At 70.0% G+C, this 14322-nt stretch carries 15 protein-coding genes; 2 read left to right on the top strand and 13 right to left on the bottom strand.

Annotation, left to right across the window (positions count from 1 at the left end):
* Positions 1-24: 24 nt before the first annotated feature.
* From AVP41_RS10205 to coaA, 9 genes are all read right to left on the bottom strand, one after another.
* Positions 25-498, bottom strand: coding sequence for a hypothetical protein (locus tag AVP41_RS10205; protein WP_067163990.1), 474 nt, complete (start codon positions 496-498; stop codon positions 25-27).
* Positions 495-1556: a tRNA (adenosine(37)-N6)-threonylcarbamoyltransferase complex transferase subunit TsaD gene (gene tsaD / locus AVP41_RS10210; RefSeq protein WP_067165793.1), complete on the bottom strand. Its 1062-nt coding sequence runs from the start codon at positions 1554-1556 to the stop codon at positions 495-497. The genes AVP41_RS10205 and tsaD overlap by 4 nt, the downstream gene beginning before the upstream one ends.
* Positions 1553-2062, bottom strand: coding sequence for a ribosomal protein S18-alanine N-acetyltransferase (gene rimI / locus AVP41_RS10215; RefSeq protein WP_067163992.1), 510 nt, complete (start codon positions 2060-2062; stop codon positions 1553-1555). Before rimI ends, tsaD begins: the two co-directional genes overlap by 4 nt.
* Positions 2059-2727 (bottom strand): tRNA (adenosine(37)-N6)-threonylcarbamoyltransferase complex dimerization subunit type 1 TsaB, encoded by a 669-nt coding sequence (tsaB, locus tag AVP41_RS10220; protein ID WP_067163994.1) that lies wholly within the window; start codon positions 2725-2727, stop codon positions 2059-2061. The genes rimI and tsaB overlap by 4 nt, the downstream gene beginning before the upstream one ends.
* A 42-nt stretch (positions 2728-2769) precedes the next feature.
* On the bottom strand, positions 2770-3276 hold the full coding sequence (tsaE, locus tag AVP41_RS10225; protein ID WP_067163996.1) for a tRNA (adenosine(37)-N6)-threonylcarbamoyltransferase complex ATPase subunit type 1 TsaE: 507 nt from the start codon (positions 3274-3276) through the stop codon (positions 2770-2772).
* A complete protein-coding gene (gene alr, locus AVP41_RS10230; protein ID WP_067165797.1) occupies positions 3273-4379 on the bottom strand; it encodes an alanine racemase in 1107 nt (368 codons plus the stop codon). Before alr ends, tsaE begins: the two co-directional genes overlap by 4 nt.
* Positions 4380-4390: 11 nt before the next feature.
* Entirely contained in the window at positions 4391-4792 is a 402-nt protein-coding gene (locus tag AVP41_RS10235) for a holo-ACP synthase (protein ID WP_067163998.1), read from the bottom strand.
* A 24-nt stretch (positions 4793-4816) separates the two neighbouring features.
* Positions 4817-6667 (bottom strand): glutamine--fructose-6-phosphate transaminase (isomerizing), encoded by a 1851-nt coding sequence (gene glmS, locus AVP41_RS10240; protein ID WP_067164000.1) that lies wholly within the window; start codon positions 6665-6667, stop codon positions 4817-4819.
* 71 nt (positions 6668-6738) lie between these two features.
* The gene (coaA, locus tag AVP41_RS10245; RefSeq protein ID WP_067164002.1) at positions 6739-7683 is read right to left on the bottom strand and encodes a type I pantothenate kinase; all 945 of its coding nucleotides are present in this window, start codon (positions 7681-7683) and stop codon (positions 6739-6741) included.
* 83 nt (positions 7684-7766) lie between these two features.
* Between coaA and AVP41_RS10250 the strand changes: the two genes are divergently transcribed.
* Complete coding sequence (locus tag AVP41_RS10250) at positions 7767-8708, top strand: Ppx/GppA phosphatase family protein (RefSeq protein ID WP_067164004.1); 942 nt, start codon at positions 7767-7769, stop codon at positions 8706-8708.
* Between the two features lie 42 nt (positions 8709-8750).
* Here the strand turns inward: AVP41_RS10250 and AVP41_RS10255 are convergent, their stop codons facing one another.
* The 4 genes from AVP41_RS10255 to rplM all read right to left on the bottom strand — a co-directional run bounded on the left by AVP41_RS10255 (position 8751) and on the right by rplM (position 12997).
* Complete coding sequence (locus AVP41_RS10255) at positions 8751-10547, bottom strand: hypothetical protein (RefSeq protein WP_067164006.1); 1797 nt, start codon at positions 10545-10547, stop codon at positions 8751-8753.
* A 120-nt stretch (positions 10548-10667) separates the two neighbouring features.
* Positions 10668-12011, bottom strand: a complete 1344-nt coding sequence (gene glmM / locus AVP41_RS10260; RefSeq protein WP_067164009.1) for a phosphoglucosamine mutase — start codon at positions 12009-12011, stop codon at positions 10668-10670.
* 6 nt (positions 12012-12017) lie between these two features.
* Positions 12018-12521 (bottom strand): 30S ribosomal protein S9, encoded by a 504-nt coding sequence (gene rpsI, locus AVP41_RS10265; protein WP_067164011.1) that lies wholly within the window; start codon positions 12519-12521, stop codon positions 12018-12020.
* Between the two features lie 29 nt (positions 12522-12550).
* The gene (gene rplM / locus AVP41_RS10270; RefSeq protein ID WP_067164013.1) at positions 12551-12997 is read right to left on the bottom strand and encodes a 50S ribosomal protein L13; all 447 of its coding nucleotides are present in this window, start codon (positions 12995-12997) and stop codon (positions 12551-12553) included.
* 286 nt (positions 12998-13283) lie between these two features.
* On the opposite strand from rplM, the gene AVP41_RS16660 reads away from it, so the two are divergent.
* Complete coding sequence (locus tag AVP41_RS16660; RefSeq protein WP_157532452.1) at positions 13284-14312, top strand: CAP domain-containing protein; 1029 nt, start codon at positions 13284-13286, stop codon at positions 14310-14312.
* Positions 14313-14322: the final 10 nt, after the last annotated feature.

The following is a 14322-nucleotide window of genomic DNA, read 5'->3' on the forward strand; positions in this document are numbered from 1 at the left end:
AGTCAAGGAGGCAGCGGACACCCCTCACGACCAGAGCGCACCCTGCATGTGGGCCCACCAGAGCCATCCGGCGCTGTAGGCGAGCGAGAGCACACTCAGGCAGAGGGCCCAGACCGCGATGCCGCGGTTCTCCCACGGGCGCCGAAGCGCGACGATCGCCAGCACGGCGCCGAGCATACCGGCGGGGAACCCCCACCCGACCAGGAGCGAGATCGCCAGCGCCAGGATCGCGAAGGTCAGTGCCCAGCCCGCCGAACGCGGGAGGGGCGGCGGAGGCGGAGGTACCCACCGCAGGTCGGGCGTCTCGGGGATGGGGAGGTTCGCGGCGGAGACGATCTCGATCGGCTCCGTCAGCGGACGTCGGAAACCGCCCCGGTGCGCACCGGGGAGCGCGGACTCACCGCCGGCGGACGCGGCGTCGGCATCCAGGAGTGGCACCGGGAGCTGAGGAACGTCGTCGGGGAGAGGGGTGGTTCCGTCGGGGCGCTCGGAGGTCATGAGCTCACCGCCACCTGGATCTGCGTGACCGGGAGGGTCGAGTCGGCGCCGAAGGAGAGGGTCGAGGCAGGTCGTCCGCTGCGGATCAGCTCGGCGGCGAGCGCGGCGATCATCGCACCGTTGTCGGTGCAGAGCGTGAGCGGAGGGATCCGCACGGCGACGCCCGCGGCCTCCGCGCGGGAGAGGGCGACCTCGCGCAAGCGCCGGTTCGCGACGACGCCGCCGCCCAGCAGCAGTCGCGGTACCCCGTGCCGCTGGCACGCGTCGAGCGCCTTGGTCACGAGGACGTCGATGACCGCCTCCCGGAAAGACGCCGCGACATCGGGCACCGAGATCTCCTCTCCGGTCGCCTCGGCCCGCTCCACCCACCGCGCCACGGCGGTCTTCAGCCCCGAGAAGGAGAAGTCGTAGCGGTGGTCGGCCATGTCAGAGGCCCGGGAGAGTCCGCGCGGGAAGCGGATGGCCGCGGGGTCACCCTCGGCGGCCACCCGATCGATCTCGGGTCCGCCGGGATAGGGCAGCCCCAGGATGCGTGCGATCTTGTCGAAAGCCTCCCCCGCGGCGTCGTCCATCGTCTCGCCGAGCAGTTCGACATCGGAGACGAGGTCACGCACGAGCAGGAGCGAGGTGTGGCCCCCCGAGACCAGGAGCGCGACAGTCGGATACTCGACGCGTTCGCCGGTCAGGATGTCGGCGGCGATGTGACCGACGAGATGGTTGACGGCGTAGAGGGGACGGTCCAGGGAGACGGCGAGCGACTTGGCCGCCCCCACGCCGACCATGAGCGCACCGGCCAGTCCCGGTCCGCTCGTCACGGCGATGGCGTCGAGATCGGTGAGGGCCACGCCTGCCTCGGCCGTCGCGGCACGGATCGCCGGCTCCAGCGCCTCCAGGTGCGCGCGGGCGGCGACCTCCGGGACGACGCCGCCGAAGCGTGCATGTTCGGCCATGGAGCTCGCGATCGTGTTCGAGAGCAGGGTGCGCCCCCGGACGATGCCGATGCCCGTCTCATCGCAGCTGGTCTCGATCCCCAGCACGAGCGGTTCGTGTTCGCTCATCCGCACCATCCCGCCGGATTCGTCGCCGGAGCGACCTGCTCCGACCGTGCCGCCGCCCAGCCCGCAAGGTCGAGCTTCATCACGATGGCGTCCACGTCATCGGGCTGGTAGTACCGCGCCCGGCGCCCGATCTCCACGAACCCCTCGGAGATGTAGAGCGATGATGCCGCCGGGTTGTCGGCGCGCACGTCGAGGAACACCTCACGGGCGCCTCGTTCGGCGGCTCTGCGCAGCAGGTCCGCGAAGAGCAGGCGTCCTCGTCCCCGGCCCCGCGCATCGGCGGCGATCGCGATCGTCTGGATGTCCGCGTCGGTTGCTCCCTGCACCACACGGACTCCGCCGTAACCGATCAATCGACCGGCTTCCTCGTCGACGACGTACCGTCCGTGCGGGGAGGCGAGCTCAGCCGCCATCATCGCCGAGCTCCAGGCATCGGTCGAGAACGAGGCGCGCTCCAGGTCCATGATGCGGGGCAGGTCGTCGGGTGTGGCGGTGCGCAATGTCATGTCCCGACCCGCTTCGGCCCCGAGGGCATCGTCACGTCGGGTGCCCGCAGGTACAGCGGGCTAGCATCGGCGAGCTCGCGGCCGGCGGCGACGGCGCGGGCCGCTGCGAGGGCGATCATGGCCGCCGAGACGGTCGCGACATCACGACGCTCGGCGCCCAGCTCTCGCAGCCGCTCATCGACCGCGTCCCGCGGGGCCAGCGCGGGCCCCGCGACGCACCGCGGCAGGCCGTCGTCATCCAGCCCGTCGTAGACGGAGTAGGCGAACTCCCTGCGGCGGGCGTCGGTGACCACCGCGAATCGCGGAACGCGCGCGAACGGGTCGGCCAGCAGCACTGACAGTGCCGCGGCGGCGTGGCTGGGCACGGCGACGACGGGAATGTCGCGCCCGAGGGCGAAAGCACGGGCCGCCGCGATGCCGACCCGGAGGCCTGTGAAGGGACCCGGCCCCATCCCGGCCGCGACGTGCGTCAGCTCGACCTCGGTCGCCGCCGACGTCGCACCGATGGGACCGAACGCGGCCTCGGTCAGCACCGCCTCCAAAAGGAGCCCGATGACTTCGGCGTGGCCCAGCGGATCGGGGCTCGACGCCTCGGCGCGGACGACGCCGTCACGTTCCACGACGGCGGCGGACGTGCCGAGCGAAGTGTCGATGCCGAGGATCACCCCTCCAGGGTAGCCGCGGTCGCACCGCCGACGTTCCCCGGGTCAGCCGTCTCGCCGCGTCACCGTCACCCGTCGCGGAGCATCGTCGTCCGGCACGCTCTCGCTCGATCCGGCTGCCGTGCACACGGTGTCCTGCCCGACACCGGACCACTCGCGGTCGATCTCGACCTCCCACCACCGGTCGACCAGACCGTCGACCATCCCCCGGCCCCATTCGACGATCGTCACCGATCGATCGAGGTCGAGGCCGAGGTCGTCGAACTCGGCGGGCGACCCCAACCGGTAGGCGTCGACGTGCACGAGCGCCGGCCCGTCGACGAGCGACGGGTGCGTGCGGGCGATGACGAAGGTGGGGCTCTGGATCGGCCCCCGAACCCCGAGCCCCGCCGCGATGCCGCGCGTGAGCGTCGTCTTCCCCGCCCCCAGCGGCCCCGTCAACACCAGCAGATCCCCCGCTTCGAGCGCGCAGCCGACGGCGCGACCGAACTCTTCCATCGCCTCCGGCGACGCGATCTCACGGACCCCTTCAAGCGCGGTCATCCCGCTCATCGCGACACCTCACGGCGAGGCACCCGCGGACCCACACGCGTCACGATCTCGTAGTTGATGGTGCCGGCAGATGCCGCCCACCGTTCCACCGCGGGCTCTCCGAGCGTGGGGTCGCCGAAGAGCACGACGTCGTCGCCCACCGCGACCGGGTGATCACCGACATCCACGACGAACTGATCCATCGCGATCCGTCCGGCGACGGGGAACTCGGCGCCACCGATCCGCACCACGCCCCCTCCGGAGGCGTTGCGGGGGACTCCGTCGGCATAGCCGAGCGGAACGAGAGCGAGAGTGGTCTCGGTCGCCGTCCGGTACTGGTATCCGTACGAGACGCCCTGTCCGGCGGGAACACGGCGGACCGCAGCGACGGAACCGCGCAGGGTCATGGCGGGCCGGAGGCCGAGATCGGCCGACGTGCGGTGGTCGAACGGCGAGAGCCCATACATCGCGATCCCGATCCGGACGCTGTCGAAGCGCGTCGCGGGGAGGGCGATGGCCGCGTGCGACGCGGCGAGATGCCGGACGGAGGGCTGCAGGCCGGCGAGGGCGGCCGCCGCGAGCGCCTGCTCGAACCGCGCCGTGGCAGCGAGATCGTCGGCGTCGGACGTGTTCGACAGGTGGCTGAAGATCCCGACGACCTGGAGCCTGCCGATGCGCTCGAGGCGCGCCGCCTCGGCGAAGACGATCCGCTGGTCCTCCGGAGGGATCCCGTTGCGCCCGAGACCGGTCTCGACCTTCAGATGGACGACGGTCGGGCGGTCCGGGCGCGAGGCCGCGGCGGCGGCCGCGAGTTGGTCGAACGAGGAGATCCCGATCTCGACCCCGGCCGCGGCAGCCTCGACGAAGGTCTCCCCCGGCGCGTGCAGCCACGCCAGCAGCGGTGCGACGATGCCGGCGCGACGCAGGGCGAGGGCCTCGGCGACGTCGGAGACAGCGACCCTGCTCGCTCCCCCGGCCAAGGCCGCTCGCGCCGAGCGGACCGCGCCGTGGCCGTAGCCGTCGGCCTTGACCACCGCGATGACCTCGGTGTCGGTCAATCGCCGGAGATGGCGCACGTTGGCCGTGATGGCGGCGACGTCGATGACGGCCTCACGCAGACCCATCGTGTTCTCACTCACCGCGCTGCTCCTCCCGCTCGACGATCCGCCTCGGCCGTCGCGGCCTCTTCCGCTTCCGCGACGACGTACGCCACCGCGATGCCCGCGTCGTGGGAGAGCGATAGATGCAACGCCGTGATCCCCCGTTCCTGCACCGTACGGGCGGTCTCCCCGCCCAACGTGAAGACCGGTCTGCCGGACGGTTCCGACCCGACCTCGATGTCGGTCCAGTGCACGCCGTCCGAGCCTCCGAGCGCCTTGATCAGCGCCTCCTTCGCCGCGTAGCGGGCGGCGAGCGAGGGGGGCCGCAATCGGCGCTCGCCCTCTGCGAAGAGACGCTCCATCAGGCGCGGAGTCCGCTGGATCGACCGCTCGAACCGGGGGATGTCGACGAGGTCGACGCCGACGCCGACGATCATCCGATCACGATCCTCATCGATGCCCTATTCGACCGTGACCGACTTCGCGAGGTTCCGCGGCTGGTCGACATCCAGCCCCTTCGCCGTCGCCAGCCCCATCGCGAAGATGTGGAGCGGCACCACCGCGAGCAACGGCTCGAAGAGAGCACCGGCCAGCGGGATGCGCAGCACCTCGTCGGCGAACGGCAGGACGGCCGCGTCGCCCTCCTCGGCGACCGCGATCACCCGGGCGCCGCGAGCACGGATCTCCTGGATGTTCGAGACCACCTTCTTGTGGAGCTCACCCGACTCCCGCGGCGACGGGACGATCACGAACACCGGCTGACCCGGCTCGATGAGGGCGATGGGCCCGTGCTTGAGCTCGCCGGCGGCGAAGCCTTCGGCGTGGATGTAGGAGATCTCCTTGAGCTTCAGGGCTCCCTCGAGGGCGATCGGGTAGCCGACGTGGCGCCCGAGGAAGAGCACCGACTGCGTGTCCGCCATCCAGTGGGAGAACTGCTCGATGTGGGACTGCTCCTTCTCCAGAACCCACGCGATCTTGTCCGGCACCGCCTCGAGCTCAGCGACGTTCCGCGCCGACTCGGCGAGAGTGAGCGCTCCACGGACCCGTCCCATGTGCAGGCCCAGGAGGTAGAGCGCCGTGATCTGGGCGACGAACGCCTTGGTGGAGGCGACGGCGACTTCGGGCCCCGCGTGCGTGTACACGATCGCGTCCGACTCGCGCGGGATCGTGGCGCCCTGGGTGTTGCAGATCGAGAGCGTCCGCGCACCCTGCTCGCGGGCGTACTTCACCGCCATCAGGGTGTCCATCGTCTCGCCCGACTGCGAGATGGAGACGACGAGCGTGTCCGGCCCGATCACCGGGTCGCGGTAGCGGAACTCATGGGCCAGCTCGACGTCCACGGGAACCCGCGTCCACTGCTCGAGTGCGTACTTTCCGACGAGCCCGGCATAGGCGGCGGTCCCGCAGGCGACCACGATCACCCGCGAGATGCCGGCGAAGAGCTCGTCGAGTCCTTCGAGTTCGGGGATCACGACCTCGCCGTCGCGGAGACGTCCGCGCAGGGTGTTGGCCACGGCGTCGGGCTCCTCGGACACTTCCTTCGCCATGAACGACGACCATCCGCCCTTCTCCGCGGCGGAGGCGTCCCACACCACCTCGAAGGGCTCCGCGGCGACGGGAGACCCCTCGAAGTCGGTCACCGTCACCCCCTCCGGCGTGATCGCGACGATCTCGTCCTGACCGATGGCGAGCGCATTGCGCGTGTACTCCACGAAAGCCGCGACATCCGAGCCGAGGAAGTTCTCGCCCTCTCCGAGTCCGATCACCAGCGGCGAGTTGCGGCGGGCTCCGACGACGAGACCGGGCTCGTCGCGGTGCATGGCGAGGAGGGTGAACGCCCCCTCCAGGCGCGACACCACGGCGCGGAAAGCGGCTTCGAGGTCACCCGTGCGGCGATACTCGCGTCCGAGGAGCACAGCGGCCACCTCGGTGTCGGTCTCGCTGCGGAAGCTGTAGCCCTCCTCGAGGAGCTCCCGCTTGAGGTCGGCGAAGTTCTCGATGATGCCGTTGTGGATGACGGCCAGTCTGTCGTCATCGGCGAGATGCGGATGCGCGTTGGCGTCGGTGGGACCGCCGTGGGTCGCCCAGCGGGTGTGACCGATCCCGGTCGTGCCGTCGGCGAGCGGATGGTGCGACAGATCGTCGCGGAGCACCTGCAGCTTTCCTGCGCGCTTGCGCAGCCCCAGCTCGCCGTCACCATCGATCACCGCGATACCCGCGGAGTCGTATCCGCGGTACTCGAGGCGAGCCAGCCCTCCCAAGAGGATGTCCTGGCTCGGCCGGGGGCCGACGTATCCGACGATTCCACACATGCGCTCAATCGTACGCGGGTGGCCGGTCGCCCCCGCGCCGGTGCGCCGGGAATCTGGCGGGAGCCGCGGGCTCAGAGCTTGCGCAAGAGCACCGATTCCACGACGTGGTCCTCGCCCTTGTTGAGGACGAGCTGCGCGCGGTGCTTCGTCGGCTCGACGTTCTCCCGGAGGTTCGGAAGGTTGATGTCCCGCCAGAAGCCGAGGGCCTGCGTCACCGCCTCCTCGTCGGAGATGTCGGCGAACACCCGGAAGAACGAGTTCGGGTTGGTGAACGCGCTCTGACGCAGAGCGAGGAAGCGGTCGACGAACCAGGTCTCGATGTGTGCCACGTCGGCATCGACATAGATCGAGAAGTCGAACAGGTCGCTCACCGCGATGTCATGGGGAGCCGGCGGCGGCGCCAGCACGTTGAGCCCCTCGACGATCACGACGTCGGGGCGGCGCACCGTCACGTACGCGTCGGGGATGATGTCGTAGCGCATGTGCGAGTAGAACGGGGCACGGACCTCGGGCGCTCCGGACTTCACCTCCGAGAGGAACTGCACCATCGCGCGACGGTCATACGACTCGGGGAATCCCTTGCGCGACATCAGGCCGCGACGCTCCAGCTCCGCGTTGGGGTAGAGGAAGCCGTCTGTCGTCACGAGCTCCACCCGCGGGGTCCCCGGCCAGCGACTCATGAGTTCGCGGAGGAGGCGGGCGATCGTGGACTTGCCGACCGCGACCGAGCCGGCGACCGCCACCACGAACGGCGTCGTGGAATCCGGCTCGCGCAGGAAGGCCGCCGTCTCGGCACCCAGGCGCTTCGTGTTCTCCGCATAGGCGCTCAGCAGGCGGCTGAGGGGCAGATAGACCTCGCGGACCTCGGTGATGTCGAGACGATCGCCGATGCCGCGCAGCTGCACCACCTCTGCCTCGGTGAGGGGGGTGGCCAGTCCGGGCGCCAGTCGCGCCCAGTCCGCGCGTTCGATGCGGCGGTAGAGGGCATCGCTCATGCGGGCGTCGTCGGAGGTCATCGCGCCCACTCTAGTCCCGCCCGCTCGCCCCGCCGCGTCGCCTCCCGCCGTCGTGATGGGGGGCGCGCCACTACGCTCTTCTCATGCGCCTCGGAGTCCTCGACATCGGCTCGAACACCGTGCACCTCCTCGTGGCCGACGTCCGCCCCGGAGGCAGACCCCTCGCCACGAGCAGCACCCGCACGGTCCTCCGGCTCATGCGGTATCTGACGCCCGACGGGTCGATCAGCGAAGAGGGGATCGTGGCCCTGGAAGAGGCGGTGCGTGCCGCTCGCGCGGTCGCGCAGGCCGAGAACGTACGGGAGCTTCTCGCCACCGCCACCAGCGCCGTGCGGGAGGCCACCAACGGGGCCGCCGTGATCGCGCGGGTCGAACGTGCCCTCGGCCAGGAGCTGCAGGTGCTGGGCGGGGAGTCCGAGGCCCGGTTCACCTTCCTCGCGGTGCGGCGGTGGTTCGGCTGGGCGGCGGGGCAGATTCTTCTCTTCGACATCGGCGGCGGTTCGCTGGAGCTGGCCACGGGGTCGGATGAGCTGCCCGAGGTCGCGGCATCGGTTCCCCTCGGCGCCGGCCGGATGACGGTCGAGTTCATGCCGGAGGACCCGCCGGGCGAGGACGCCGTGGAGGCGCTCCGCGCGCACGCCCGGGCGACCCTCGAACCGGTCGCCGCGGTGATGGGCGACCAGGCGTCCCCCGATCATGTGGTGGGGTCCTCCAAAGCGATCCGTTCCCTCGCGAAGCTGGCGGGCTATCCGGCGCCCGGCTGGAGCGGCACCGAACGGATGCTTCTGCCGCGCGCGGCCCTCGGCTCGTGGATTCCGCGACTGGCGCGGCTTCCCGCCTCGGCGCGGCAAGAGCTTCCCGGGATCACGGCCGACCGCACATTCCAGATCGTCGCGGGCGCGGTCGTGCTCCACACCGCGATGACGGTGCTCGACGTCGACGAGCTGGAAGTGTCGCCCTGGGCGCTCCGGGAGGGTGTGCTGCTGCGATACATCGAGTCGCTGTCGTGGACCGAACCGGAGTGACACCCGCGCCGGGACACCCGACCGAGCCTTTCGCCGCGTCGGTCACCGAGTCGGGCGCGGCGGAAGGCGGACCGGCTCGGTAGGGGCGTCCCATCGTCGGGAGGGAGCGCGGGTGGGCGCCGGTGTCGTCACCGTGGGCACTGCCACCTCCAGCACGACATCGCGCCCGACCTGGGTCAACCGGGCGCGGTCGTCGAAGGCGGACAGCCCCAGCCCGCGCACCCTCTGAGCGCGGAGGGTTCCGGGCGAGACGATGGCGACCGACACCGCCGAACCGTCGGGGGCGCTCGTCACCCGCACGCGTGCCGTGCGCGCCGACGAGTGCTTCACGGCGTTCACGAAGCCCTCGCTGATGATGTTTCCCACGGCCGCGGCCACCGCCGGTGCCTGCAGCGCGGCGACCGCGAGCGGATCGATCTCGGCGCGCACATCGAGGACTTCGGACCACGTGGCCAGGAGACCGTCGATATCGTCGCCACCCAGAGGGGCGGCGCTCGCGCCGGCAAGGATCTCGTCGAACGCGAAATCGGTGTCCCGCCGGAACCTGTCGCGCTCCTGCGGCGTCGGCTGCCGCTCGTCGGCGCGCGCAGCGAAGATCACGCACGTGCTCTGCACCCGGTCGTGGAGGAGGTCCACGCCCCGCCAGAGGGGGTCTCGTGCCCGCGCGGTCTGCGACGTGACCAGCGACGAGGTCGCCGTGAGGAGCTGAGACAGGCTCTGCCGGTCGCTTTCGGCGCGGTTCATCGCGCCGACACCGATCGCGCAGATCAGCGCGAGACCGGGAATCGAAAGGAGGGGGACGAGGAGCACCATCGCCGCGATGGAGGTGAGGGCGGCGCCCCCGGCGCTCATGCCTGCACCCGCCGCCGTCCAGACGATCAGGAACACCGCCCCCGCCACGGGAGGCGTCGCGCGCGCCTCGGCCCACCGGGCGATGAGATCCGCGATCACGCCGAACGCGATCAAGAGACTCGCCGACGCCAACAGCAGCGGCCAGCCGCCGACCATCACCGTATAGGGAGCGCTGGCGAGGAAGTAGACCACGAGGACGAGCGCAGCGGGCGGCCGCCCGAGCTGAGCCAAGAAGGAGCCGGCACGCGGGCGGGGTCGTTCGCCGGCGGAGACCGCGTAGCCCGGCCGGTGATCGATCGGGGTCTGCAGGCGCTCGTCGAGACGATGACTGGTCGCGCGTACGTCATCGGCGAAGGCCCGCACGGCGTCGAAGTCGACGGCACGCTCCAGCATCTCGTCACGCTGCCGCCGCAGCCGACGGATCTCCTCGGTGAGCAGACGTGCGTTCTCGTCTCCGTAATCGGCGATCCGGCGCTGAAGGTCCTCGAACACCGACAGCGCCGCACTCAGCCGGGTACTCGAGCGTCGCGACTCCTCGTAGACGTTCGCGGCCGCCGCGACCAGCGGGAGAAGGGTGAACCAGATCAGCGCGTTCGTGGCGATCCGCTGAGCCCAATGTGCTTCGCTGACGAGTCCGAAGAGCATGCCCCCGGTCACGTCGTTGAGGAACGGGCGGAGGAGGGACACCGTCACGAGGACGGCGACCACCAGTGCGCCCCGGGCCGCGGGTCGCTGCAGGCGACGCTCGAGCACCGCGACGGGAAGGAGCACGAGAACGATGACGACCCAGGTCAGAAGAGAGCTGAACATCGCCGCAGTGGTCTCGGTGGGGCTGAGCGGCCCCGCGATCGGACTGAGGAGGAACACCGCGGCGAGGCCGGAAGCCACAAGTGTCCACCACGTGAAGAACCGGCCGCCCGACACCGCCGACCACCAGTCGTCGAATGGCGCCACCCGTCCCCGTCGGCGCGGAACGCGCTGCGTCATCGGCTGACCTCGACCCGTTTCGGTGAGCCCACGCGGGCTCTTGACGCCATGGTACGACCAGAAGACAGCCCTCAGAGCCCCGGCGTGCCGGGAGAGATGCCCCGCCGGCCGCGAACGACCTCAGCCGCGGACGACGGCGGCCAGCTGCTCGGCGATCCGCGTCGCCGTCGCCTCGTCGGCGGCCTCGACCATCACACGGACCATGAGCTCGGTGCCCGAGGGGCGAAGCAGCACGCGGCCGCTCTCCCCCAGCTCCCGCTCCGCCTCGGCGACGGCAGCGGCAACGTCGGGGGCGGTCGCCCGCGACCTCTCCACCCCGCGCACGTTGACGAGCACCTGCGGGAAGACCGTCATCACCGATGCGAGCTCTGCGAGACTCTTCCGTTGGCGCGCCATCTCGGCGCAGAGGTGGAGCCCCGTGAGGAGCCCATCGCCGGTCGTGGCGAACGCGCTCATGATGAGGTGCCCGCTCTGCTCTCCGCCCAGGGAGTAACGCCCCTCCGTCATCCGCTCCAGGACGTAGCGGTCGCCCACGGCAGTGGTCTCCACCTGGATTCCTTGGGCGTGCATCGCACGGTGCAGCCCGAGGTTGCTCATGACGGTGGCGACGAGCGTGTCGCGGTGCAGCTGACCGCGGTCGCGCATCGCGACGGCGAGGATCGCCATGATCTGGTCGCCGTCGATGATGCGCCCCTCGGCGTCGACGGCCAGGCACCTGTCGGCATCGCCGTCGTGGGCGATCCCGACGTCCGCGCCGACACGGACGACCTCCGCCGACAGCTTCTCGAGATGCGTGGATCCGTAGCCGTCATTGATGTTCAGACCGTCGGGGTCGTTGCCGATCACGGTGACCTTCGCGCCGGCGTTGCGGAACGTCTCGGGCGACACTCCGGAGGCCGCGCCGTGCGCACAGTCCAGGACGACGTGGAGGCCGTCGAGGCGGTGCGGGAGCGAGGCGAGCAGGTGGAGGACATAGCGATCCTCGGCGTCGGAGAACCGCACCACCCGCCCGACGTCACCGCCGGTCGGGCGCAGCTTCTCCCCCGCCATGGCCTCCTCGATGCGACGCTCCACGGCATCGGGCAGCTTCACGCCGCCGCGAGCGAAGATCTTGATCCCGTTGTCGGGTGCGGGGTTGTGCGAGGCGGAGATCATGACACCGAAGTCGGCGTCGACGTCACCGATGAGGAAGGCCGCTGCCGGCGTGGGGAGCGTACCCGCGTCGAGGACGTCGACTCCGGAGGACGCGAGTCCCGCTTCCACCGCTGCGCTGAGGAACTGCCCCGAGACGCGAGGATCACGCGCGACCACGGCGGTCAGGCGACGCCCCGTCGCCCGGCGGGCTTCGGCGATACGGCCCTGGCCCAGGACGACAGCAGTCGCCTGGGCCAGGGTGAGTGCGAGTTCGGCGGTGAGGGGGCCGTTGGCCAGCCCCCGCACACCATCCGTCCCGAACAGTGACACGAAGACTTAACGCTTCGAGTACTGAGGTGCCTTACGGGCCTTCTTGAGACCGGCCTTCTTGCGCTCCTTCACACGAGCGTCGCGCGAGAGGAAGCCGGCCTTCTTGAGGGTCGGACGGTTGTTCTCGGCGTCGATCTCGTTGAGGGCACGAGCGATGCCCAGGCGCAGCGCACCGGCCTGGCCGGAGTCGCCGCCGCCGGAAATGCGGGCGATCACGTCGTAGGCGCCGACGAGGTCGAGAGCCGTGAACGGGTCGTTGATGAGCTGCTGGTGCAGCTTGTTCGGGAAGTAGTCCTCGAGCGTCCGGCCGTTCACCGTGATGGAGCCGGAGCCGGGCACGAGACGCACCCGCGCGATGGCCTGCTTGCGGCGGCCGACGGCGGCACCCGGGACCGACAGGACGGGGCGGACAGCTGCCGCCGTCTCGGTCGCGGGGGTCTCGGTGGAGTAGTTCTCGGGGGTCTCTTCGAGGGAGTCAGCGACGGGTGCCGCATTGCTGTTCTGGGCCATGAGTTGTCCTCAGTCTGTTTCGGCGGCGCTTACTGGGCGACCTGGTCGAAGGTGTACGTGGTGGGCTGCTGGGCCGCGTGCGGGTGCTCGGCACCGGCGTAGACCTTGAGCTTGGACAGCTGCTGGCGACCCAGGCTGTTCTTGGGGAGCATGCCGCGGACGGCCTTCTCCACGGCGCGGACCGGGTTCTTCTCCAGGAGCTCGGCGTACGAGGTGGCCGTGAGGCCGCCCGGGTAGCCGGAGTGGCGGTAGGCCATCTTCTGCTGGAGCTTCTGCCCCGTCAGCGCGACCTTGGCCGCGTTGACGATGATGACGAAGTCGCCGGTGTCGATGTGGTTGGCGAAGGTGGGCTTGTGCTTGCCGCGGAGAAGAGTCGCCGCGTGCGAGGCGAGGCGTCCGAGGACGACGTCGGTCGCGTCGATGACCAGCCATTCACGCTGGGTCTCGCCCGCCTTGGGGGTGTAAGTGCGCGTCACAGTAGTGCTGCTTTCTTGATCGAACGGAGAAGTTCGTGAATCCCACTCCGGGGGGTTTGTCGGGCGGAGGCCGGGCAAACACGCCAGTGGAGGGCTCACGTTCGCGATGACGGATCAGCAGAGCCGACACCAAGGATCTATCGTACGCGATGACGACACGACACGCCAATCGTCGTCGCATATACACCCCGCATCTGCTCCAATGCAGCAACCCCCGTGGCGTGTCGCCTGTGACGTGTGGTACAGATGTGGCGAGAGAGTAATCCTTTTCCCCCGGAGGATCACGATGATCAGTCGCCCTTGGCGACGCCTCGGCGTCGCCGCAACGGCGGTCGCGGCTCTGGTGGTGGCGAGTGCGGTCGCCACCACCACGGCCCACGCCGCCACCAGCACCAACGTCTCCTGCACGTCGATGACGCTCGACCAAGTGCAGAAGCAGATCCTCACCGAGGTCAACGCCGCTCGATCGAAAGCCGGCGTCCCGGCCCTGAAGGAGTACGGCGCACTCAACACGGTGGCGATCAACTGGTCCAAGAAGCAGGCCGCCAGCTCGACGATGAGCCACAATCCGCGGTACGCGGCGCAGATTCCCGACGGCTGGAGCGCCGCAGGAGAGAACGTCGCCTTCGGCTACTCGCCGCAGCGGGTCACCGATGCCTGGATGAACAGCAAGGGCCATCGGGAGAACATCGAGCGCAAGAGCTTCACGCACATCGGCATCGGGGTGGCGTGCAACGCCTCAGGCTGGCCGTACTACACGCAGGTCTTCGGTGGCTACAAGACGCTCAAGGCCACGACCCCCCAGATTGCGGGCACGGCGAAGGCCGGAGTGAAGCTCACGGCGAAGCCCGGCACCTGGACGTCGGGCACCAAGCTCCGATACCAGTGGTATGCGGGGGGCAAGGCCGTCTCGGGGGCCACCGCCAAGTCGTACACCCCTCAGGCGAAGGATGCCGGCAAGGCACTGAAGGTCAAAGTCACCGGCTCCAAGACCGGATACGGGAGCACGTCGAAGACGTCCAAGTCCACGCCGAAGGTCGCCGCTCCCAGCGCATTGAAGCTGACGACGCCGAAGATCAGCGGCACAGCGAAGGTGGGAAAGAAGCTGACGCTCGTCCGGGGAAGCTGGACCAGCGGGACCACGTTCACGTATCGCTGGTACCGGGACGGCAAGTACATCCCGGGGGCGACCAAGACCAGCTACACGCTGACCAAGAGCGACAAAGGCAAGACGATCTCGATCAAGGTCACCGGTAAGAAGAGCGGATACAAGACGGCCTCGCGCACGTCGGCCAGGACGTCGACCGTCAGGTGACGACGGGCTC

The sequence above is a fragment of the Microbacterium sp. TNHR37B genome (genome assembly GCF_001620065.1).
Taxonomy (GTDB): Bacteria; Actinomycetota; Actinomycetes; order Actinomycetales; family Microbacteriaceae; genus Microbacterium.

Coding starts and splice junctions, on each gene's coding strand:
- AVP41_RS10205 (WP_067163990.1), bottom strand. CDS start 498: ATGACCTCCGAGCGCCCCGACGGAACCACCCCTCTCCCCGACGACGTT.
- tsaD (WP_067165793.1), bottom strand. CDS start 1,556: ATGAGCGAACACGAACCGCTCGTGCTGGGGATCGAGACCAGCTGCGAT.
- rimI (WP_067163992.1), bottom strand. CDS start 2,062: ATGACATTGCGCACCGCCACACCCGACGACCTGCCCCGCATCATGGAC.
- tsaE (WP_067163996.1), bottom strand. CDS start 3,276: ATGAGCGGGATGACCGCGCTTGAAGGGGTCCGTGAGATCGCGTCGCCG.
- alr (WP_067165797.1), bottom strand. CDS start 4,379: ATGGGTCTGCGTGAGGCCGTCATCGACGTCGCCGCCATCACGGCCAAC.
- AVP41_RS10235 (WP_067163998.1), bottom strand. CDS start 4,792: ATGATCGTCGGCGTCGGCGTCGACCTCGTCGACATCCCCCGGTTCGAG.
- glmS (WP_067164000.1), bottom strand. CDS start 6,667: ATGTGTGGAATCGTCGGATACGTCGGCCCCCGGCCGAGCCAGGACATC.
- coaA (WP_067164002.1), bottom strand. CDS start 7,683: ATGACCTCCGACGACGCCCGCATGAGCGATGCCCTCTACCGCCGCATC.
- AVP41_RS10250 (WP_067164004.1), top strand. CDS start 7,767: ATGCGCCTCGGAGTCCTCGACATCGGCTCGAACACCGTGCACCTCCTC.
- AVP41_RS10255 (WP_067164006.1), bottom strand. CDS start 10,547: ATGACGCAGCGCGTTCCGCGCCGACGGGGACGGGTGGCGCCATTCGAC.
- rpsI (WP_067164011.1), bottom strand. CDS start 12,521: ATGGCCCAGAACAGCAATGCGGCACCCGTCGCTGACTCCCTCGAAGAG.
- AVP41_RS16660 (WP_157532452.1), top strand. CDS start 13,284: ATGATCAGTCGCCCTTGGCGACGCCTCGGCGTCGCCGCAACGGCGGTC.